Genomic DNA, 23657 nt, shown 5'->3' on the forward strand with positions numbered 1-23657 from the left:
TCTTTCATAATTTTATAACAAAGACAACTTCTTTTATGTTTTTGAAATCTACATATTTTAAACTTTATCTAACCATTTAAAATTCAATTATGTTAACTAAATTTATACATGCGTATAATTACTCTTATACAAGTAATTTGTTAGAATGTATTCCATATATGTCTTTAATACACTCACTTCTTCACTTTTATCTAATAGTTTTATTGTAGAAACTATATCTGCATATCCAAGAAGTATTATGCCTATAGTATCTTCATCCACTAGATTAAATACATTAATTAATTCTTTTCTACTCAAATCATTTTTCTTATACAAGGACAGCAGTATCATGTGATATCTTACATATTTGCTTATAAGTTTATATGTCTCTGTTGATAAATCTAACTTTATCCCCATATTGTCTATTATTTGAGCACCTATTTTTTCATGATTTGTAAAATGAACTCTTCCTGTTTCGTCTAAAGTCATACTATCAGGCTTACCTATATCATGTAGAAATATTCCTAACTTTAGTGCATGTAACTTATTTATACCATCCCCAATACATACATTTAAATAATTTGATACATGTTCTCTTAAATGTATTGGGAAAAAATCTTTATCATTTAACACTATTTCTAATTCTCTTAATGCATTTATAGAGTGTTCAAAGCAATTAACAACATGATACTTACATTCTCCTACAGACTTCATACATTTTACTTTAGGTATTATTTTTTCTAGTTCTTCCTTTTCATCTAGCTCTACAAACGTTTTGTATGTATATTTTCTCTTTAAACTCTCTATTATAATTTTTTCTATTTCCATAAAATCACCTCAGATTCAGGTTTTATAAATCCAGGACTTGTTTATAAACTACATCCTTTTTTAATTTTCTATCTTTACAAACTATTTTTATTGCATCTTTTTTGTTCATACCACTTTCAATTAGTTTTAAAACATATTCTCTGTCTGTAAGAGCATCATAATCTTCTTTTTTTGACTTTTCACCATGAAATCCTTCTACGATTAATACGAACTCGCCTCTTACTTCTTTTTCATCAAATATTTTTATAACAGTTTCTATATCTTCTCTGATTATCTCTTGATATTTTTTTGTAAGTTCTCTATTTATGGAAATTTTTCTATTTCCAAGAATCTTAAACATATCTTTTAGTGTATCCTTCAATCTATGTGGTGATTCATAAAAAATTATAGTTCTACTTTCTTCTTTTATTTCTTCTAGTTGCCCTTTTCTAACTTTTTTATCTCTATCTAAAAAGCCCTCAAAAACGAATTTATGTGTATCCATACCAGAACCAACCAAAGCAGTTACAAATGCTGTTGCACCTGGTAAAACTTCTATTTCTATATTGTTTTGTATAGCTTGTTTTATTATTTCTTCTCCTGGGTCAGATATCCCAGGCATACCTGCATCGCTTATCAAGGCTATATTTTCGCCATCAATTAGTTTATTTATTAAATAATCACCCTTTGAATCTTTATTGTGTTCATGATAACTAGTCAAAGGTTTTGAGATTTCAAAATGATTTAAAAGCTTTATACTATGTCTTGTATCTTCTGCTGCAATTAAATCCACTTCTTTTAATACTCTTAAAGTTCTATATGTTATATCCTCTAAGTTTCCTATTGGTGTTGGACATATGTACAATTTCCCACTCATCTATAACTCTCCTATATCTTCATTATTATATATTGCTTTTAATTCTTTTGTATAATTCCCATCTTCTCCATAAACATACAATGGGTCTAATATTTTAAGCTCTGGTCTTCCATCTTTTACAAATTGAACTAAAACCAAATTAGGTGCTTTTTTAGGTCTTGGATGTACAAATTGGATAACTTTTGGCTCTAGTTTATATTTTCGCCCTAAAGTTATTATATCAACTAACCTTGTTGGCCTATGTATCATGAAAAACTTTCCTCTAGGCATAACTAATCTAGATGCAGCTTTGATTACATCTTCTAAATTACACTTTACTTCATGTCTTGATATTGCTTTTTTATCATTTGGATTTTTTATTCCATCGATATGCATATATGGAGGATTTGATGTAACTACATGATAACCATTTATATCTAAAACTTTATCTATAGATTTTATATCCTCATTTATAATCTCAACTCTTTCTTCCAAATTATTTAATTTTACAGAACGAGTTGCCATTTCATATACATCTTCTTGTATTTCTACACCAATAATTTTTTTAGCTTCACTTTTTCCTGCTATTAAAATAGGTATGATTCCTGTTCCTGTACCTAGGTCTACAACTTTAGCATCTTTTTTTATTTTAGTAAAATTAGCTAATAAAACTGCATCTATACCAAAACAAAATCCATTAGTATCTTGTATAAGTCTAAGACCTTTTAATTGTAAATCATCTATTCTTTCTGAATCTTTTAATTGCATATTCATAAACGCTCCTCAAATATTAATAACTTCAAGTATTATTTGCTTTAAAAAAGGTAGGAAAAGCCCTACCTTAAATTTAATCTTCTAATTTCTTTAACTCTCTTAGTGTGGCTTCATCTAATCCATCATTATCTTTGCATTTACCGCCACAGCCATCACATTTTTTAGGCTCTCTAAGTATTTTTATCTCTTCTCTTGTATATATCTTTACTGTTTTATCCTGAAACTCTACTTTAATTTGCTCTAATAGAGGATTTACTTCTACAACTTTTCCTTTTCCATCATCTGATTGCACTAGTGCACCTACAATAGGCATTTTTTCTATCGCCTCACTATATACATCATGCTCATATTTTAAACAGCAGAACAATCTTCCACATATTCCAGATATTTTTGTTGGATTTAAAGACAAGCTTTGATCTTTTGCCATCTTTATTGAAACTGGTTGAAAATCACCCAACCATGATGAACAGCAAAGTTTTCTACCACAAGGTCCTAGACCTCCTATGGATTTTGCTTCATCTCTAACACCAATTTGTCTAAGCTCTATTCTCGTTTTAAATATAGCAGCTAAATCTTTTACAAGTTCTCTAAAGTCTATTCTTCCTTCTGCTGTAAAGTAAAAAATCAATTTATTTCTATCAAAAGTATATTCACAATCTATTAGAAACATTGTTAACTCATGTTCTTTTATTTTTTGTTGGCATAATTCAAAGGTTTCTTTTGCCTTTTCTTTATTTTCTAGATATATTTTTTTATCTTCTTCTGTAGCTATTCTTATAATTGGTTTTAAAGGGGAAACTAGTTCGCTCTCATCCATTTCTTTTGGCCCTACTACTACTTTTCCATACTCTAAACCTCTTGCAGTTTCTACAACTACATCCATTTCTTGCTCTATATTAAAATCAACAGGGTCAAAATAATATATTTTTCCTGCACTTTTAAACCTTATACCTACTATTTTTATCATTTAATCACCTCGTATATATTTAAAGACATAACTTGTATGCTTATATTGAAATTGCAATTGCTCTTTATTTTACTCTTTGCATCTTCTATTATATCAATAATCTTAGACAATTGAGAATAACTAATTTTTCCACTCATATTTTGAATAAAAACTAGCTTATCTACATTTATTAGCATATTTTTATTAACATTTTCTTTTAATAGGATAATATCTCGAAAATAGTTTATCATAATATCCAATAAACTTATAATCTTACCTCTGTATTTTTCCATATTATTTGGTATGTTTAGAATCTCTACTATGTTTTTATCTAACATTACTTGAATATACTGTTGTATATCTTCTCTCATCACTGAAAACTCAGTAGACTGAGATAGATTTAAAGCATTCTCAATACTTCCCCTTGAAAAAGTAGCCAACAGTTGAGCTCTTTCTTCCTCTATACCTGCATTTATCAAATAATTTTTTAAATCTTGCATTGGTATAGGTGAGAACTTTATTATATCACATCTAGATTTTATAGTTTCTAATAAAGATTCTTTGTTGTTTGTGACTAAGATTATTATAGCATAATTTGGAGGTTCCTCCAGTGTCTTTAAAAGTGCATTTTGGGCTTCTACAGTCATTTTTTCAGCATTGTTAATTATATATATTTTATAGTCCTTATGAGGTCTTATTACTATGTCTGATTGTAAACTTCTGATTTGAGCTATTTTTATGCTATTTCCATCTGGCTTTATGAGTACATAGTCTGGACTGTTTTCTAGATTTACATAGTCAAGCAACAGCTTGGATAGTTCATCAGCAAACTTCTTTTTCCCTATCCCATCTATTCCCTCAAACATATACGCATTATTAAGTTTATTTTTCTTTATAGAATTTGTTAAATATTTCTTTGCAAAACTTTGCCCTATAATATTTTCAAAATACATATTTATCTCTCCATAGATTTTATTGAATCAAGAACTATTTCATAAACTTCATTATGTATACTTTCAATACTTCTCAATTCGTTATCTGAAACACAATTTATTTTTTTCCAATTATATTTATCTGCTATGTATAAAGCATTATTATAAGATTTCTTTAAATACTCTATATCACTTTCATGAATATCTTTTTCTTCTTCTCCTGTAATCTTATTTTTTCTATTTTCCATAAGTTTCTCACTAAACTCAATAGGGACATCTAGAAATATAACACAATCAGGTTGTGGTATCTTAAATAAATTAAATTCATAATCAGCTAACCAGTTCAAATATTCTTCTCTATCAGAAGCATCCATTTTAGAAGCCTGGTGTACCATATTAGAAGTTGTATATCTATCTGCGATAATTATTCCACCTTCATTGTAAAACTTCTCCCAATCGGTTTTAAATGAAGCATATCTATCTGCAGTAAAAAAAGTTGATGCTATATATGGGTCTACATCTGAGGCATTTTTACCAAAATCTCCTTTTAAATACATTTTTACCAAAGCAGATGATGGAGACTCATAATTTGGATATTCTACCTTCTTAATCATATAGCCTTCTTTTTCTAATCTTTCATATAATCTTTTTGTCTGAGTTGCCTTTCCACTTGCATCTGAACCACTTTCTATAATTATTAACTTACCTTTCATTTTCATCTCCTCCATACAAACACTTTTTACTTTTTAATATAATTTTTATTTAGACAACTTTATATAAATATTCTATACATTACTTATTACAACTATAAGTTTTTTACTTCGCATTATAATTCTAAACTTTGTATTATAAATTTAAATATTTTCTAAATCTATTACTTCTATAAAATTTAAATCTACATCTTTTAATCCACTTACAACCATACCTTTAGAATTACAGAATATTAAATAATCTATTATTTCTTTGCTGATAATTTCTCCAGGCGATATTATGCTTATTCCAGGTGGATATGGGACTATACACTCACCACAGACTTTACCTATGCTGTCATATATTTTAACACTTTTTTTAGTTTTATAAAATGCTTCTCTAGGTGTTAATATTTTCTTTGGAATAAGAGTGGGATATTTTTTATTTTCTAACTTTGTAAATTTAAAGTCTTCTTTTACAATATTGTTCAATGCTGTTTCTAAACTATTGAAATCATTAGTACTATTTCCTATCGTGCATATTAAAAGAACTCCATAATAATTAGATAATTCTACTTGTATATTATATTTATTTCTTAGAATATTTTCTAGTTCATAACCTGTTAGACCTATATTTTTAGAAGATATAAATATTTTTGTTTTATCATTTGTATCGTATATCTCAATATTTTTGTTAATATTATTCTTAAAAACTCTAATTCTATTTAAAAGCTCTTTCATTAGTTCTTGTCCCCTATTTTCATATATATCTACTGCTAATTCCAAAGAAGATAACAATATATATGAAGGACTTGAGGATTCTGTGATTCTCAACATATTTAAGAGTTTATCTATGTCAATTCTATTTCCTTTTATATGTATCATTGATGATTGGGTAAATGATGGAAGTGTTTTATGAGTACTCTGCACAACTATATCTGCACCTTGCTCAAGAGCTGTTTTAGGAAGTCTATCACTAAGACCTAAATGAGCACCATGTGCTTCATCTATTATCACCACCATTTTTTTATCATGTGCATAATTACAAATATATTCTAAATCATATGTCATTCCATAATATGTAGGATATGTAAGAAGCACTGCTTTTGCATCTAAATTTTTATCTATTACATCAATTACATTATTTATGGATATTCCCTTTAAGACATTCGTATCTTCACTTATCTCACAAGAAATATACTCTATATCTATATCTCCCAAAATACATGCATTTATAACAGACTGATGACAATCTCTATTTACAATTATTTTACTTTTAGGAGTACACACTGACATTATCGCGGACTGTATTCCACAACTACTTCCATTCACTAGATAATATGTATAATCGCTTTTAAATACTCTTGAGGCTTTCTTCTGAGAACTCTTTATAATCCCTTCTGGCGAATGCAAGTTATCTGTTCCTAATATTTCAGTAGTATCCATTTTATACAAATTTTCTAATACATTTCTATATCCTAATTTCTCATAAATTCTGCCCTTTTTATGACCAGGCATATGAAAAGATATCACTTCTTCATCTACAATCTTACTTAATTCATTAATTATAAACATATATTATATAATACTCCTTTTTTCACATAGTATTTCTTTTTTCATAATACATCTTTTTAAAAACTTCAATTCTTATCTATTTTACCATTAAAAAAGATACAAATTAAGATTTTTATAAAATTAAATACCCCATCCTAAATATTTAGAATGAGGTATTTAATATAAAAGTATAAATTAAATTATTCTCTATCATCAGACATTAAGCTTGGTATTAAGTATAATCCAGCTAAACCTACAATGAAGTATATTATTCTACTTACCATTTCATATGTTCCACCAAAAATACTACCTATTAAATCTGTACCTAGGATACCAATTCCTCCCCAGTTAAGAGCACCGATTATAGCTAAAATTAAAGCAACTTTTTTCATTTCTATCACTCCTCAAGAATTAAATTTTTATAATAGTCCATAATTCCTGTGTTTAGTTTTCCCGAAATGAAAAAAGAAATACATATTTTTTGTTTTTTTTTACAAAAAATAAAAAAATTACGTGGCTACGTCCTACTCTCCCAGGCAGTTTCCCACCAAGTACCATCAGCGCTAGAGAGCTTAACTTCTGTGTTCGGAATGGGAACAGGTGTATCCTCTCTGCTATTGTAACCACATAATCTTTATGCTTAATATTTCTATTAAGTTATTAGAATCTAGTAATACTAGTTTCTTTAGAGTTAGCACTCTAAAAACTACATATATATTTTACTGAATGGACATCAAATAATTTGGTCAAGTCCTCGACCTATTAGTATCGATAAGCTAAATACATTGCTGCACTTACACCTTCGACCTATCAACCAGATAGTCTTTCTGGGGTCTTACCCTTGCGGTGGGAAATCTTATCTTGAAGTTGGCTTCGCGCTTAGATGCTTTCAGCGCTTATCCATTCCGTACATAGCTACCCAGCCATGCCCTTGGCAGAACAACTGGTACACCAGAGGTACGTCCATCCCGGTCCTCTCGTACTAAGGACAGGTCTTCTCAAATTTCCTACGCCTGCGACGGATAGGGACCGAACTGTCTCACGACGTTCTGAACCCAGCTCGCGTACCACTTTAATGGGCGAACAGCCCAACCCTTGGGACCTACTACAGCCCCAGGATGTGATGAGCCGACATCGAGGTGCCAAACCTCCCCGTCGATGTGGACTCTTGGGGGAGATAAGCCTGTTATCCCCAGGGTAGCTTTTATCCGTTGAGCGATGGCCCTTCCACGCAGAACCACCGGATCACTAAGTCCGATTTTCATCCTTGCTCGACCTGTATGTCTTGCAATCAAGCTCTCTTTTGCCTTTACACTCTACGTACGATTTCCGACCGTACTGAGAGAACCTTTGAGCGCCTCCGTTACCTTTTGGGAGGCGACCGCCCCAGTCAAACTGCCCACCTGACAGTGTCCCAAGACCAGATTCATGGCCTATGGTTAGAGTCCCAGTACTACAAGGGTGGTATCCCAAGGATGGCTCCGCCAAAACTGGCGTCCTGGTTTCAAAGCCTCCCACCTATCCTGTACATGTAGTACCAAGACCCAATGTCAAGCTACAGTAAAGCTCCATGGGGTCTTTCCGTCCTGTCGCAGGTATCCGGCATCTTCACCGGAATTACAATTTCACCGAGTCTGTTGTTGAGACAGTGCCCAAATCGTTACGCCTTTCGTGCGGGTCGGAACTTACCCGACAAGGAATTTCGCTACCTTAGGACCGTTATAGTTACGGCCGCCGTTTACTGGGGCTTAAGTTCACTGCTTCGATTGCTCTAACAGATCCCCTTAACCTTCCAGCACCGGGCAGGCGTCAGCTCCTATACATCGTCTTGCGACTTAGCAGAAACCTATGTTTTTGGTAAACAGTCGCTTGGGCCTATTCTCTGCGGCCACCGGATGGTGGCACCCCTTATCCCTAAGTTACGGGGTCATTTTGCCGAGTTCCTTAACAACAGTTCTCTCGCGGGCCTTAGGATACTCTCCTCACCCACCTGTGTCGGTTTGCGGTACGGGTACCTTTAACCTCGATAGAGACTTTTCTTGACAGTGTGAAATCAGCTACTTCGCTACTAAATTTCGCTCCCCATCACATCCCAGCATTATCAAAGCGGATTTACCTACTCTGACTGCCTCAATGCTTGGGCACACATAACCAACAGTGTGCTTAGCTTATCCTACTGTGTCATCCCATCTCTCAAACGGTTATCGGTAGTACAGGAATATCAACCTGTTGTCCATCACCTACGCCTTTCGGCCTCAGCTTAGGTCCCGACTAACCCAGGGCGGACGAACCTTCCCCTGGAAACCTTGGGTTTACGGCCTGTGGGATTCTCACCCACATCTCGCTACTCATGCCAACATTCTCACTCCCATACTGTCCACATGTCCTTACGGTCATGCTTCAACCCGTATGGGAAGCTCCCCTACCCATCATTACTGATGCCGTAGCTTCGGTAGTAAGTTTTAGCCCCGGAAATCTTCGGCGCAGGATCACTCGACCAGTGAGCTATTACGCACTCTTTGAATGAGTGGCTGCTTCTAAGCCAACATCCTGGTTGTCTGTGCAATCCCACATCCTTTACCACTTAACTTACATTTAGGGACCTTAGCTGACGATCTGGGCTGTTGCCCTTTCGACTATGAATCTTATCACCCACAGTCTGACTCCCAAGTATAAGATGACGGCATTCGGAGTTTGATAGTCTTCGGTAGGTGCAATACCCCCTAGGACATTCAGTGCTCTACCTCCGTATCTCTCACCTTGAGGCTAGCCCTAAAGCTATTTCGGGGAGAACCAGCTATCTCCGGGCTCGATTGGAATTTCACCGCTACCCACAAGTCATCCCCGAGCTTTTCAACGCTCGTGGGTTCGGACCTCCACGAAATTTTACTTTCGCTTCATCCTGCTCATGGGTAGGTCGCCCGGTTTCGGGTCTACGTCAAGTAACTGAACGCTCAGTTAAAACTCGCTTTCGCTACGGCTCCACACCTTAAGTGCTTAACCTTGCTACTTAACGTAACTCGTTGGCCCGTTCTACAAAAAGTACGCGGTCACACAAGAAATGTGCTTCCACAGCTTGTAAGTGCAGGGTTTCAGGTTCTATTTCACTCCCCTCCCGGGGTTCTTTTCACCTTTCCCTCACGGTACTATACGCTATCGGTCACTAGGTAGTATTTAGCCTTGGAGGGTGGTCCCTCCTGCTTCCCACAGGGTTTCACGTGTCCCGTGGTACTCTGGATCATATCTAAAGTCTTCTCGTTTAACATACAGGACTATTACCTTCTGTGGTGGGTCTTTCCAAACCTCTTCAATTACGATACCTCTTCGTTATGATATGTCCGCAACCCCAATAAAGAAAACTTTATTGGTTTGGGCTATTCCGCGTTCGCTCGCCGCTACTTACGGAATCGAATTTCTTTCTCTTCCTTCAGGTACTTAGATGTTTCAGTTCCCTGAGTTCCCCTCATTAAGCTATGTATTCACTTAATGATACTTAGACATTACTCTAAGTGAGTTTCCTCATTCGGAAATCTTCGGATCAAAGTTTACGTGCAACTCCCCGAAGCTTATCGCAGCTTATCACGTCCTTCATCGGCTCCTAGTGCCAAGGCATCCGCCCTGCACCCTTAATAACTTGACCAGTTAAAAAGGTTTGATAGATTAAAGTCTATCAACTTGATAATTTTTAAAAGTTATCAGCTTTATATATTACAAATTAGATGTCATATCACTAAATATATATGCAGTTTTCAAAGTGCTAACGCACAGCGCCAACGGATAAATCCCGTTGATTAAAGTGCTAACGCACGTCGCCAACAAACAAACTTCACATTCGTTCAGTTTATTCTGTTGCTTAAAGTGCAAATTTTGAGTATTCGTAAAAACGAACCCTCAAAATTAAACAGTAGGTAATTCTCCTTAGAAAGGAGGTGATCCAGCCGCACCTTCCGATACGGCTACCTTGTTACGACTTCACCCCAGTTATTGATTCCACCTTCGACGACTTCTTCCAAAAGGTTAGATAATCGGCTTCGGGCGTCTCCAACTCCCGTGGTGTGACGGGCGGTGTGTACAAGACCCGGGAACGCATTCACCGCAGCATTCTGATCTGCGATTACTAGTAACTCCAGCTTCATGTAGGCGAGTTTCAGCCTACAATCCGAACTGAGAGTAGCTTTAAGGGATTAGCTCCACCTTACGGCTTGGCAACCCTCTGTACTACCCATTGTAGCACGTGTGTAGCCCTAAGCATAAGGGGCATGATGATTTGACGTCATCCCCACCTTCCTCCAGGTTATCCCTGGCAGTCTCTCTAGAGTGCCCAACTTAATGATGGCAACTAAAGACAAGGGTTGCGCTCGTTGCGGGACTTAACCCAACATCTCACGACACGAGCTGACGACAACCATGCACCACCTGTCACCAATGTCCCCGAAGGGAAGTCTCCGATTAAGGAGATGTCATTGGGATGTCAAGCTTAGGTAAGGTTCTTCGCGTTGCTTCGAATTAAACCACATGCTCCGCTACTTGTGCGGGTCCCCGTCAATTCCTTTGAGTTTCACTCTTGCGAGCGTACTTCCCAGGCGGAGTACTTAATGCGTTAGCTGCGGCACCGAGGGGGGTAACCCCCGACACCTAGTACTCATCGTTTACAGCGTGGACTACCAGGGTATCTAATCCTGTTTGCTCCCCACGCTTTCGTGCCTCAGCGTCAGTTACAGTCCAGAGAGCCGCCTTCGCAACTGGTGTTCCTCCTAATATCTACGCATTTCACCGCTACACTAGGAATTCCACTCTCCTCTCCTGCACTCAAGTCTCCCAGTTTCAAGAGCTTACTACGGTTGAGCCGTAGCCTTTCACTCCTGACTTGAAAGACCGCCTACGCACCCTTTACGCCCAGTAAATCCGGATAACGCTAGCCCCCTACGTATTACCGCGGCTGCTGGCACGTAGTTAGCCGGGGCTTCCTCCTCAAGTACCGTCATTATCTTCCTTGAGGACAGAGTTTTACGACCCGAAGGCCTTCATCACTCACGCGGCGTTGCTGCATCAGGCTTTCGCCCATTGTGCAATATTCCCCACTGCTGCCTCCCGTAGGAGTTTGGACCGTGTCTCAGTTCCAATGTGGCCGATCACCCTCTCAGGTCGGCTACTGATCGTCGCCTTGGTAAGCCGTTACCTTACCAACTAGCTAATCAGACGCGGGTCCATCCTGTACTGGCTCACCTTTGATATTTAAGAGATGCCTCTCAAATATGTTATCCCGTATTAGCATACCTTTCGGTATGTTATCCGTGTGTACAGGGTAGGTTACCCACGCGTTACTCACCCGTCCGCCGCTCTTTACCGAAGTAAATCGCTCAACTTGCATGTGTTAGGCACGCCGCCAGCGTTCATCCTGAGCCAGGATCAAACTCTCAAATAAAAGTTTATCAGGCTCAGATACTATTGTTATTAAAATATCTGGCTTTATGGTTTGTTTCTTGTTTTATAAATTAACCTACTGTTTAATTTTCAAAGTTCATTTTTCATGTTTGCCCTTTTCTTAAGGACAAGTAATACTATATCATCTTAAAAATGATTCGTCAACACTTTTTCAATATTTTTTTATTTTTTATTTTTAAAAAGGTTATAGCTCTTTGTTTTTTTTAATCAATTTAATTAAAACTAATAGATATAACCCTTGATATTACAAGCAATACCTGCATATATAGTTTTACCTATTTTGCAATTTTATTTTCATAAGAATATGAATTAGCTCTGACTCTATCTGCCCAAACATTTATACTCTTAACTTTATTAACCTTAGTTGTACCTTCAAAAATATCCATTGCATCTTTACAAAAATATACCATAACATCAAGAACTAAAAATCCAACACAAAATAAACATAAAAAATCAATTACTTGAAACATCAGACATTCCCCCAATAATTTTTTATATATAGTATTCTCAGAAATTATTCCATTTCCCTTCCCAAAAATTATTCTAAATATTTTCATAATAAATTACTTTCAATCATATTTTCTAAATATAAAATCTCAATCAACAAAAATTAATATCATTTTGTAATATTTGTTGGTAATTTATAAATTAAATATCTAAAAATTTATTTGTAATATATAAAAAGCATTCTACATTGACATTTTAAATAAAATAAAGCTATTTATTGCTAATTTAACAGCTATACTTTATTTAAAACTTGGTAGAATGCTTATATTTTTTAGTTCTCTTCTTCTTTATTTGGATTATTATCAATAGGTTTCATAGTAGGGAATAATAATACATCTCTTATAGATGGAGAGTTAGTCAATAACATAATTACTCTATCTATACCGATTCCTAATCCTCCTGTAGGAGGTAAACCTACTTCTAATGCTTTTAAGAAGTCTTCATCCATTTCAAAAGCTTCATCATCACCTAATTCTCTTTTTCTCAATTGATCCATGAATCTTCCTTTTTGGTCAATTGGGTCATTAAGCTCAGAAAACGCATTAGCTAATTCCCACTTATTAGCAAATGCTTCAAATCTATCAGTCCTTCTTGGGTCTTCATTATTTCTCTTAGATAATGGAGATACTTCAACTGGATGATGAGTTATAAATGTTGGTTGGATTAATTTATCTTCTCCAAATTCTTCAAAGAAAGCATTTATTACTTCTCCTCTTCTCATTCCAGGTTTTATTTCTATACCTTTTTCTTTAGCAACTTCTAACGCTTCTTCGTCTGTATCTATAGTAGAAAAATCTACCCCAGAATACTCTTTAACACACTCTTCCATACTCATTCTTTTCCAAGGAGGTGTAAAGTTTATTTCTGTTCCTTGATAGTTAATTATCATACTTCCTGTAGCAACTTCAGCCATATGTGCGATAACATTTTCTGTTATTTCCATCATATCAGTATAATCAGCATATGCTTGATATAGTTCTATTGCAGTATATTCAGGATTGTGTTTTAAATCCATACCTTCATTTCTAAACATTCTTCCCATTTCATAAACTTTATCAAATCCACCAACAATAAGTCTCTTTAAGTATAATTCATTAGCTATTCTTAAATACATTGGTATATGTAAAGTATTATGATTAGTTATAAATGGTCTAGCATTTGCTCCACCTGCTATAGTGTTTAATATTGGAGTCTCAACTTCTAAAAATCCTCTATCATCTAAGTATGTTCTCAATGCTTTTAATGCTTTTGTTCTAGTTAAAAAAGCATTTTTTACTTCTGGGTTTACTATTAAATCAACATATCTTTGTCTATATCTTAATTCTTGGTCTTTTAATCCATGATATTTTTCTGGTAGTACTTGTAGAGATTTACATAGTAATACTACAGATTTAGCCTTTACAGATATTTCTCCCCTTTTAGTTTTAAAGATTTCCCCTTCAATTCCAACTATATCTCCAATATCATATGTTGAAAATACACTATACTCTTCTTCCCCTATAGCATCTAATCTTACATAAGATTGAATTCTTCCTTCTTGGTCTTGAATATCTATAAAACCAGCCTTACCTTGTATTCTCTTACTCATTATACGTCCTGCTATTTTTGTAGTTTCACCTTCAAGAGAATCAAAATTATCTTTTATCTCAGCAGAATAATGAGTTCTATCATATCTACTCTCTTTAAAAGGGTCTCTATTTGATTCTTGTAATTTTTTTAGTTTATCTCTTCTTACTTGAAGTACTTCACTAAGGTCTTCTTGAATTTGTGCTTCTTCATTGCTTTGTTGATTATTTTTCATTTTTTTCCTCCAGATTATCTTCTTATTTCTAATATTTCAAACTTAGCAACTCCATCAGGAACTTGCACTTCTACAACCTCTTTTACAGCTCTTCCTAAAAGTGCTTTCCCTACAGGAGATTCGTTTGATATTTTTCCATCATATGGGTCTGCTTCTGTCGAACCAACTATAGTATATTCAACATCTTCGTCAAATTCTAAATCCTTAACTTTAACTATTGATCCTATTGTAACAACATTAAGGTCTATTTTGCTTTCATCTATGATAACAGCTTTTCTAACCATATTTTCTAATTTTAGAATTCTTTCTTCAACTTGTGCTTGTTCCTTTTTAGCTTCATCATACTCAGCATTTTCAGATAAATCACCAAAAGATATAGCAACCTTTATTCTCTCTGCAACTTCTTTTCTCTTTACAACCTTTAAGTTTTCTAATTCTTCTTCTAATTTATCATATCCCTCTTGTGTCAATAAAAACTCTTTATTTTCTTCCATTATAAATACAACTCCTTCACAAATTTCTTAGGAATTTTCCTAATTATATTTTAAAAATTTTATAATCTTTTTTTAATTTATGCGCTATATTATAAGTCACTATTATTTTTATGTCAAGGAGTCTTCCATATAGTACTCCAATTTCGACACAACTTCTTGATAGTCTTCTATTTTGTTAATTTCATCTCTTAATCTTGCAGAATTTCTAAGTCCTTTTAAATACCAAGCGATGTGTTTCCTCATTTCCCTTACAGCTACATACTCTCCATGTTCTTCTACTGCAAGTTTTAAATGCTTAATGGCAGTACTTATTTTTTCGTTAAGAGTTGGCTCTGGCAAAATCTCGCCTGTATTCATATAATGGTTTATTCTTTTGAATATCCACGGGTTACCTTGAGCACCCCTACCTATCATTATAGCATCACAACCAGTTTTGTCTAACATATTTATTGAATCTTCTATTGTAAATACATCACCATTTCCTATGACAGGTATGTTTAAACTATTCTTAATTTCTGCAATTATATTCCAATCTGCTTTGCCTGTATAAAACTGTTCTCTAGTCCTTCCATGTATTGCTAGAGCACTTATTCCACAAGCTTCTGCTATCTTTGCTATTTCAACAGCATTTACACTATTATCATCCCATCCTTTCCTTATCTTTAAAGTTACTGGTTTTTTTGAATTCTTCACTACTGCCTTTAATACCTTCTCCGTAAGCTTAGGATTTTTCATAAGTGCTGACCCATCTCCATTTTTAACTACTTTTGGAGCTGGACATCCCATATTTATATCGAGAATCTCATTTGAATAATCATTCATTATCTCTGCTGCTCTTCCCATAAAATCTGGCTCTGAGCCAAATATCTGAACAGCTACTGGATGTTCTTCCTCTTCTATCTTAAGCATTTTTTTAGTATTTTCATCATCATAGCAAAGTGCCTTACCATTTATCATTTCTGTATATAAAAGTCCACAACCTTGTTCTTTACAAATTAATCTAAATGGAAGGTCTGTTACCCCTGCCATAGGTGATAGAAAAACTTTATTTTTCAATTCTAAATTTCCTATTTTCATTGCTTTTCTCCTATTTTTTCCTTTATTTTATGATTTGATTTTAAAGTTCATATTTCCTCATTATAATATACCACATAAAGCTAGGAAACTATCATAAAAAGGGAATTGGATATATAACCCAATTCCCTGTATATTAATTATTCTTGGTTTTTTTCATATATTATTCTCAATCCTTCTAGTGTTAAAAAACCATCTACATAATCTATACTTTTTGTCTCTGAAGCAATCAGTTTAGCTAATCCACCTGTAGCTATAACTTTAACATCATCACAATTTAATTCTTTCTTCATCATGCTTATTATTTTATCCACTAAACCAACATATCCATAAATTATTCCAGATTGCATAGCTGATACAGTACTCTTACAAATAGTCATACCTGGTTTAGTTAATTCTACCCTAGGTAATTTAGACGCACTTTGAAATAATGCCTCACTAGATATTTTTATTCCTGGTGCTATTGTCCCACCTAGATATTCACCTTTTTCAGAGATAGCGCAAAACGTAGTTGCTGTTCCAAAGTCAACAAGTATACTTGGTGCTCCATACTTTTCTATGCCTGCTACAGCATTAACTATTCTGTCTGCTCCAACTTGTTTTGGATTATCATATTTTATATTTAGACCTGTTTTTATGCCTGGACCTACTATTAATGGATGTTTTTTACAGTATTTTATACAAAAGTTTTCAAGAGAATGCATAACATTTGGTACTACAGATGATATTATCACATCATTAATAGAATTTATATCAACATTATCATACTCAAATAAACTACTTATTAGAATTCCATATTCATCAGATGTTTTTTCTCTATCTGTTTTAATTCTCCAATAATTAACTAATTTATCACCTTTATATATACCTAAAACCATATTAGTATTTCCAACATCAAATACTAGAAGCATATGTCATTAACCTTCTTTCTATTTTTTGCTTTTCTTAAGTACAGTGGCAACGGCAGCTACTACTAAAGCTCCTACTATTGCTTCTGGTACCCCATTTGCTGCGGCAAGAGCCATTATTACTTTTCCTGCTGAACCACTTTGACCCATTGCATGAAGATATTTGTCAGCATATAAGACATATATCATTCCTAAAACTCCAGCTGTATTTAACAAGGAACCTATAGCTCCTGTAATTAAACCTGATATGTATACCTTATTTGTAGCCTTAATTATTAACTGATATACATAATAAGCCAATATACCTATCATAACTCTTGGTAATATTGAAACTAACGGATTTATAAAAACAAAGGATGTTATGGTTGGATTTATTATAGCATTTAGGAGACTTGATACTCCAAATATAAATCCTATTGCACCCCCAACTATTGGACCCTCTATAATAGCTCCAATAATAACTGGTATATGCATTATAGTTGCTTTTGTAGGTCCAACTGGAATAAATCCCAATGGAGTCATAGATAGCATAATAGAAATAGCTGATAGTACTCCTATTATAGTCATTTTTCTTACATTTACTTTTCTTACTGATGCACTTGTGTTCATCATAAAAAATACACCTCCGTTCCAGCTCATAACGATGCCGGACTACTTAATTTTTTCGTTTTTTGGTCTTTTTTCTTATATTTCTGAGTCAGGCTACCATTCTAGGATGCCCGCTCTAACAAGAATAATTTTATCAAGATGAGTTGCTATTGTCAACAATTTGACAAGAAAAATATGCTAATTTCATCATATTTCTCGTTTTTTTACTATATCTTTATACGCTATTATATTTTCTACACTATCCGCTTTTTTTACTGCATTTATTATACTTTTTTCCACAACCTCTACAGCTAATGAACCCAATAATGTTATATCTGCTTCTATTTCTCCTGCTGATATTGTGAATATTGTATCTCCATCATGAGGTGTGTGAATAGGAAAAATAGCTTTAGCATATCCATCATGTCCCATTTGAGATATCTTTTTACATTCAGCTTTAGTTAACTTAGCATTTGTTGCAATTACTCCAATTGTAGTATTATCTATACTAAATCCACCTTTACTTTCGCCTTGTTTCATTAGCTTATATGTATCAATGGTCTCTGTCTTTTTATCATTTAAAGCACCTGCTATAACCTCACCATTTTCATAAACATCTCCAAGAGCATTTACAGCAACCAATGCAGATACAATTAGACCATTATCCAATTTTATGGAATAACTTCCTATACCACCTTTCATGGCATACTCCTGACCTCTTATCTTTCCAACAGTGGCTCCACATCCCGCTCCATAATTTCCTTGATTTAAAATATCCTTGCTTGCAACTTCACAAGCTCTATAACCCATTTGTAAATCTGGTCTACACTTAAAATCTCCTGCGCCCAAATCAAATAACACTGCTCCAACAACTATAGGTACTTTTCCTACACCTACATCAAACCCAATTCCTTTTTCCTCCAAGTATCTACTTACACCACAAGTAGATTCAAGACCATATGCAGAACCTCCAGCTAAAACTACTGCATGAACTTTTTGAACCATATTCACAGGGTCCAATAAATCGGTTTCTCTAGTCCCTGGAGCAGAACCTCTTACATCAACACCACAAGTAGCTCCTTCTTCACATATTACTACTGTACATCCAGTAAGACCATCTCTATCCTCAACTTGCCCAACCTTTAGTCCTTCTATATCCAAAATATTATTATACATATCCTTTTTCTCCTCTTATAGAAACTTCACCCGAAATGATTTCTTTTACAATTCCATCACTACTTTGAACTAATAGATTCCCATCCTCATTTATGTCTAAACATTTCACTAATTCCTTATCAGTGCCTTTTAATACATATATATTTTTATCTATAATTGCAGAATAATCTCTACATATCTTTAGAGTTTTTTCTTTAGAGTTATTTACGATATAATCTAAATATAGCTTTTCAAATTCAGTCAACACATTTCTAACAATATCTACTCTAGATAATTTGTATCCTTCTTTATACAATGATGTAGCTTTCTCGGCTATTTCTGGCTCAAAATCCATTATCTTAACATTTATTCCAATTCCAAGAACAACATAATTTGTTCTCTCAATTTCAGCAGACAACTCTGTTAATATACCACATATTTTTTTACCATTTAAAATAACATCGTTTGGCCATTTTATTAAGGTGTTTGCCCCTAAATTATTTAAAGCCTTCGTTACACTTGCTCCTGCTCTGAACCTCCCATGACTAAAGTCACAGGGTTCCTGTTTCATAGAATTTCGCATACTAAAATATGTCTTACCAATTCTCCACAGGCTATCCCCGTAGTTCCTACGGTTCTTACATAAGTTATCTATTTTAAACTGCTATTAGTCTTAATCCTTCTTTTAGTATATTTATACTTGCATTTATATCTCTATCGTGAGTTACATTACAACAAGGACAAATCCATTCTCTTATACTTAAATTCTTCATTTCCTTGTTTTTGTACCCACATTTATTGCATATTTGTGAACTTGCAAAGAATTTACCTACCTTTACAATTTGTCTACCATACCAATTAGCCTTATATTCTAATTGACGAATAAATTCTGACCATGACACATCAGAAATTAAACGAGATAGTTTACGATTTTTAGTCATATTCTTTACTTGTAAATCTTCTATGCAAATAATATCATTCTCTCGTATTAATTTAGTAGATAGTTTTTGTAGAAAATCCTTCCTTTGATTAGCTATATGTTCTTGAAGTCTTGCAACTTTTAACCTTGCTTTATTTCTATTTGAACTACCAATTGTTTTTCTCGATAATTCTCTTTGTAATTTAGCAAGTTTGTTTAATGACTTTTGAAGATACTTAGGATTTTCTATAAATTGTCCACAACTTGAGATACAAAATTCTTTAATTCCTAAATCTAAACCTATCTGATTATTAGTATTTTCAAATGCTTCAATATCTATATCAGTACAACATAATGATACATAATATTTACCACTTGGTTCTTTGGATACAGTAGCATTAAGTATTCTCCCTTGAGGTACTTGTTTATCCCTTGCTTTAACCATTCCAAGTTTAGGTAATTTTATATATTGACTAAAGTACATAATATTTCCATTGGTAAAGTTAGTTCTATATGAAAATCTGTTAGTTTTCTTTGATTTAAATTTAGGAAATCCTGCATTTTCTTTAAAGAATTTTTTATATGCGTTTTCTAAATCTTTTAAGGTGTTTTGTAGTGAAAATTTGTCAGGTTCTTTAAGCCACTCTAATTCTCTTTTTAAATTGGTCAAATCAGAACTGCACTGTTTATAAGTAAAAGTTTCTTTATTGTTTTCATAAACTTCTATTTTTTTAGCAAGATATTTATTATATACAAATCTACAACATCCAAAAGTTTTGTTAATTAACTCTTGCTGTTTTTTATTTGGATACATTCTAAACTTATAAGCTTTTTCCACTACTATCACCTCACTTTACTTGTTTTTTATGATTATTAATATACATATCCGAGTAACTTCTATTTTTCATCACCCATTATAATATTAACAAACGTAATTATTTAAAACAATTATTTCGAAGGTTTTATATTTATTTTTAAATAACATATTTAAGAACCGTAAGTCCTAACTTTTATCATTTTTGAGGTTGTCGTTCACATAAGTTCGCTACTACCTATGCAGTTCTCTTATGAACTTCTTACACTTTCATGTAAGCACAGACTATATCTTATCCTTCGGCATTATCCGTTAAGGTCTACCCACTTCCACTACCAATAGCTTGTAGTGTACTTCCCTCAAGAGGAATAGTCGTTGAAGTTTCTCCTATTTGGAGCTTACCTGCTGATTGCCCATTTTAAAGTACTTAGGGTTTAACCTTATACCATCTAACCAATTTTTTCTACTTTCGTAACTTTCACACTTAGGTTTATTTCATCCTTATGTTTTAGTTTAGTTAGCTTTAGGGGTTTCCAGCAATTCAAGTAGTATTGGATAGGTTCTATCCTATCTCTACATATAAGTTTCCCTATATGCTGACTATTTTAGCTACTAACTCATGACTAAAGTCACAAGTGTGCGTAGCTATTTTTTAATCAAAGTTATAAAGGGTGCCTTAAATGGCTCCATATCTGGTTTTAAAATAATACTCATCCAAACTCCTTCATGAGGTTTGGAATCCCAGGTTCTTCCTAATCGACCTTTTCCCATATCTTGATGTTCACTTAAAATCACAGTTCCATCTATATTATTTGTAGCTATTCGTTTTGCATATTCATTAGTTGAATCTACAGTTTCAAGGTGTATTATATTCTTTCCAATAAACTCCGTATTTAATTTATAGTAAATATTCTGTGGACTTAATAAATCCGTTGGATTTTCTGATAATCTATAACCTTTTTTATTTACAGATTCTATATTGTATCCTTCTTCTTTTAGGGCTTTCATGTGCTTCCATATAGCTGCACGTGATACCCCTAATTGTTTTGATAATTCTTCTCCTGAAATAAATTCAGATTTTTTATTTAATATAATTTCTATTATCTTATCTCGCATATTTCACCTCTAATATGACATAATTTCATGACTTATTTTCTTCTAATAAATAATTATACATTATTAATAGACTTTTAATACTATTAATTTTAAATTTCCTTTTCAATATCTTATCACAATAATATTTATATTTTATGTGGAGGATTTATTATTTTACTTAAATCTTCGTAAAATAATAAAAAACTGAAAGTATCAATCAAATTAACACTTGCAAATATACTTTGCTCATTAATTTAATATTATACTTTCAGTTTTAGTATTTAATCTATAACAGATAATAACCTTAAAATAATCAATATTTTAAAACTATTTATCCTCATCAGATTTATTATCTAAATTTTTATTTATATCAATAACATTGTTTCTTTCTACTTCATCTTTTTCTAATTTTATAGTTAGTTGTTCTTCAACTTCTTTAGGAGAATTTTCCTCTGTAATTGCATTTTCAATATCATTTAATGGTAATTCTTTATTAAATGCTTTTACAAATTGCTCTGCATCTAAAGTTTCATATATAAGTAAAGCTTGTGCTACATACTCTAATCTATCCATATTTTCTTGCAGTATACTTCTTGTCTTATCGTATGCACCATCAACTATACGTTTTGTTTCTTGGTCTATCTCAAAAGCAACTTCTTCAGAATAATTTCTCTTACTTGAAAAACTATTGCCTAAGAATACTTCATCATCACTATCAAATGACATTGGGCCAAGCTTAGAACTCATTCCATATTTTGTTACCATACTTCTTGCAGTAGCTGTAACTCTTTCTAAGTCATTTGAAGCACCTGTAGATACATCTTTAAGTACTAACTCTTCTGCTACTCTACCTCCAAGTAAAACTACAATGTTTTCTTTCATTTCATTTTTCGTAGCATAGAATTTATCTTCAACAGGAAGTTGCATTGTAAATCCTCCAGCTCTTCCTCTTGGTACTATTGTAACTTGATGAACAGGGCTTACTTCCTCAAGTACATGAGCACAAACTGCATGCCCACCTTCATGATATGCTGTAAGTCTTCTTTCTTTTTCACTTATTACTTTTGATTTTTTAGCCACACCTGCTATAACCTTAGTTATAGCTTCTTCTATAGTATCCATCTTAATTTTCTTTTCTCTTTTTCTAGCTGTCAATATTGCAGCTTCATTCATTAAGTTCTCTATATCAGCAGGAGTAAATCCTGGTGTTCTCCTAGCTAACACATCCATTTTCACATCATCACTTAGTGGCTTATTTCTCGAATGAACTTTAAATATAGCCTCTCTACCTTTTACATCTGGCGTACCAACAACAACTTGTCTGTCAAATCTTCCTGGTCTAAGTAAAGCTGGGTCAAGTATATCTGGTCTATTTGTAGCTGCCATGATTATTATACCTTGGTTTACTCCAAATCCATCCATTTCAACTAGAAGTTGATTAAGAGTTTGCTCTCTTTCATCATGACCTCCACCAAGACCTGCACCTCTTTTTCTACCAACTGCATCAATCTCGTCTATAAATATTATAGCTGGAGCACTTTTCTTAGCTTGTTCAAATAAGTCTCTTACTCTAGAAGCACCAACCCCAACAAACATCTCAACGAAATCAGAACCACTTATACTGAAAAATGGAACTCCTGCTTCTCCTGCAACAGCTCTTGATAGATATGTTTTACCAGTTCCAGGAGGACCTACCATAAGCATACCTTTTGGTATCCTTGCACCCAATTCAATATATTTCTTAGGATTCTTTAAGAAGTCTACTACTTCTTGTAAATCTTCTTTTTCTTCATCCAATCCAGCTACATCCTTAAATGTAACTCTAGTCTTTTCATCATCTTTATGAACCTTAGCCTTTGACTTACCAAAGCTCATAACCTTTCCGCCTCCACCTTGAGACTGATTCATAAATACAAACCAAAGAATTACCATAAAGAATATTAATAGTAATGTAGGCAACATTTCAACAAACCAAGGTGTAGATGGTTTAGCTTCACCACCAAAAGTTAGTTTACCAGCCTTAGCTTGGTCTAACACCTCATCTGCAAGTTTATTTCCCATTACTTCTGTTGGAACATATGACTTAAACTTTGTATTTGTATCTTTTATAGTACCTTCTACGGAAGTTTGATTTACAAAGTATAATCTTGATATATTCTCATCAGTTAATTCTCTATACACTTCGGAGAATTTTAAATCTTTTATTTTTTCTGTAGGCTTACCTGAGAATTGAACTATACCCACTATAATTATAAAAACGAGTAGATAAAAACCTGCCCCTTTTAGCAACTTATTCAATATAGAAGCCCTCCTTTCATAC

Annotated in this window: 19 protein-coding genes and 3 rRNA genes; all 22 read right to left on the reverse strand. The window is 33.5% G+C overall.

The window, feature by feature from the left end; genetic code table 11:
• Nucleotides 1–102: 102 nt before the first annotated feature.
• The 22 genes from ACTG44_RS19485 to ftsH all read right to left on the reverse strand — a co-directional run bounded on the left by ACTG44_RS19485 (nucleotide 103) and on the right by ftsH (nucleotide 23635).
• Nucleotides 103–807 carry an HD domain-containing protein gene (locus ACTG44_RS19485; protein WP_479921066.1) on the reverse strand — a complete coding sequence of 235 codons (705 nt, stop codon included), beginning with the start codon at nucleotides 805–807 and terminating at the stop codon, nucleotides 103–105.
• A gap of 22 nt (nucleotides 808–829) precedes the next feature.
• Nucleotides 830–1663 carry a 16S rRNA (cytidine(1402)-2'-O)-methyltransferase gene (gene rsmI / locus ACTG44_RS19490; protein WP_021386462.1) on the reverse strand — a complete coding sequence of 278 codons (834 nt, stop codon included), beginning with the start codon at nucleotides 1661–1663 and terminating at the stop codon, nucleotides 830–832.
• Nucleotides 1664–2410 (reverse strand): tRNA1(Val) (adenine(37)-N6)-methyltransferase, encoded by a 747-nt coding sequence (locus tag ACTG44_RS19495; RefSeq protein WP_079747087.1) that lies wholly within the window; start codon nucleotides 2408–2410, stop codon nucleotides 1664–1666.
• 79 nt (nucleotides 2411–2489) lie between these two features.
• The gene (locus tag ACTG44_RS19500; protein ID WP_021386447.1) at nucleotides 2490–3383 is read right to left on the reverse strand and encodes a PSP1 domain-containing protein; all 894 of its coding nucleotides are present in this window, start codon (nucleotides 3381–3383) and stop codon (nucleotides 2490–2492) included.
• Nucleotides 3380–4315: a DNA polymerase III subunit gene (locus tag ACTG44_RS19505; protein ID WP_021386465.1), complete on the reverse strand. Its 936-nt coding sequence runs from the start codon at nucleotides 4313–4315 to the stop codon at nucleotides 3380–3382. Before ACTG44_RS19505 ends, ACTG44_RS19500 begins: the two co-directional genes overlap by 4 nt.
• A 2-nt stretch (nucleotides 4316–4317) precedes the next feature.
• A complete protein-coding gene (locus tag ACTG44_RS19510; protein ID WP_021386466.1) occupies nucleotides 4318–5007 on the reverse strand; it encodes a dTMP kinase in 690 nt (229 codons plus the stop codon).
• Nucleotides 5008–5148: 141 nt separating this feature from the next.
• The gene (locus ACTG44_RS19515; protein WP_479921067.1) at nucleotides 5149–6558 is read right to left on the reverse strand and encodes an aminotransferase class I/II-fold pyridoxal phosphate-dependent enzyme; all 1410 of its coding nucleotides are present in this window, start codon (nucleotides 6556–6558) and stop codon (nucleotides 5149–5151) included.
• A 179-nt stretch (nucleotides 6559–6737) separates the two neighbouring features.
• Nucleotides 6738–6929 carry a DUF378 domain-containing protein gene (locus tag ACTG44_RS19520; protein ID WP_021386455.1) on the reverse strand — a complete coding sequence of 64 codons (192 nt, stop codon included), beginning with the start codon at nucleotides 6927–6929 and terminating at the stop codon, nucleotides 6738–6740.
• Nucleotides 6930–7048: 119 nt separating this feature from the next.
• Nucleotides 7049–7165: ribosomal RNA gene (gene rrf / locus ACTG44_RS19525) — 5S ribosomal RNA — on the reverse strand.
• A gap of 114 nt (nucleotides 7166–7279) precedes the next feature.
• Nucleotides 7280–10177 (reverse strand): 23S ribosomal RNA (locus ACTG44_RS19530).
• 282 nt (nucleotides 10178–10459) lie between these two features.
• Nucleotides 10460–11962: ribosomal RNA gene (locus tag ACTG44_RS19535) — 16S ribosomal RNA — on the reverse strand.
• Together the 16S, 23S and 5S rRNA genes form the textbook arrangement of a ribosomal RNA operon.
• 295 nt (nucleotides 11963–12257) lie before the next feature.
• A complete protein-coding gene (locus ACTG44_RS19540) occupies nucleotides 12258–12452 on the reverse strand; it encodes a hypothetical protein (protein WP_021386474.1) in 195 nt (64 codons plus the stop codon).
• Between the two features lie 308 nt (nucleotides 12453–12760).
• Nucleotides 12761–14290 (reverse strand): lysine--tRNA ligase, encoded by a 1530-nt coding sequence (gene lysS, locus ACTG44_RS19545; RefSeq protein WP_479919600.1) that lies wholly within the window; start codon nucleotides 14288–14290, stop codon nucleotides 12761–12763.
• A 14-nt stretch (nucleotides 14291–14304) separates the two neighbouring features.
• Nucleotides 14305–14784, reverse strand: a complete 480-nt coding sequence (gene greA, locus ACTG44_RS19550; RefSeq protein ID WP_021386470.1) for a transcription elongation factor GreA — start codon at nucleotides 14782–14784, stop codon at nucleotides 14305–14307.
• 108 nt (nucleotides 14785–14892) lie between these two features.
• Nucleotides 14893–15861, reverse strand: a complete 969-nt coding sequence (gene dusB, locus ACTG44_RS19555) for a tRNA dihydrouridine synthase DusB (RefSeq protein ID WP_479917781.1) — start codon at nucleotides 15859–15861, stop codon at nucleotides 14893–14895.
• Nucleotides 15862–15998: 137 nt separating this feature from the next.
• On the reverse strand, nucleotides 15999–16769 hold the full coding sequence (locus tag ACTG44_RS19560) for a type III pantothenate kinase (protein WP_021386477.1): 771 nt from the start codon (nucleotides 16767–16769) through the stop codon (nucleotides 15999–16001).
• An 18-nt stretch (nucleotides 16770–16787) separates the two neighbouring features.
• Nucleotides 16788–17378 carry an ECF transporter S component gene (locus ACTG44_RS19565; protein ID WP_021386471.1) on the reverse strand — a complete coding sequence of 197 codons (591 nt, stop codon included), beginning with the start codon at nucleotides 17376–17378 and terminating at the stop codon, nucleotides 16788–16790.
• A gap of 183 nt (nucleotides 17379–17561) precedes the next feature.
• Entirely contained in the window at nucleotides 17562–18530 is a 969-nt protein-coding gene (locus ACTG44_RS19570) for a P1 family peptidase (protein WP_479921068.1), read from the reverse strand.
• On the reverse strand, nucleotides 18523–19164 hold the full coding sequence (locus ACTG44_RS19575) for a biotin--[acetyl-CoA-carboxylase] ligase (protein WP_479921707.1): 642 nt from the start codon (nucleotides 19162–19164) through the stop codon (nucleotides 18523–18525). Before ACTG44_RS19575 ends, ACTG44_RS19570 begins: the two co-directional genes overlap by 8 nt.
• Nucleotide 19165: 1 nt before the next feature.
• Nucleotides 19166–20275, reverse strand: coding sequence for an IS200/IS605 family element RNA-guided endonuclease TnpB (gene tnpB / locus ACTG44_RS19580; RefSeq protein ID WP_479921069.1), 1110 nt, complete (start codon nucleotides 20273–20275; stop codon nucleotides 19166–19168).
• Nucleotides 20276–20887: 612 nt separating this feature from the next.
• Complete coding sequence (locus tag ACTG44_RS19585; RefSeq protein WP_021386487.1) at nucleotides 20888–21358, reverse strand: biotin operon repressor; 471 nt, start codon at nucleotides 21356–21358, stop codon at nucleotides 20888–20890.
• A 306-nt stretch (nucleotides 21359–21664) separates the two neighbouring features.
• On the reverse strand, nucleotides 21665–23635 hold the full coding sequence (ftsH, locus tag ACTG44_RS19590; protein ID WP_021386495.1) for an ATP-dependent zinc metalloprotease FtsH: 1971 nt from the start codon (nucleotides 23633–23635) through the stop codon (nucleotides 21665–21667).
• Nucleotides 23636–23657 lie beyond the last annotated feature (22 nt).

Source organism: Clostridioides sp. LIBA-2809 (assembly GCF_056688965.1).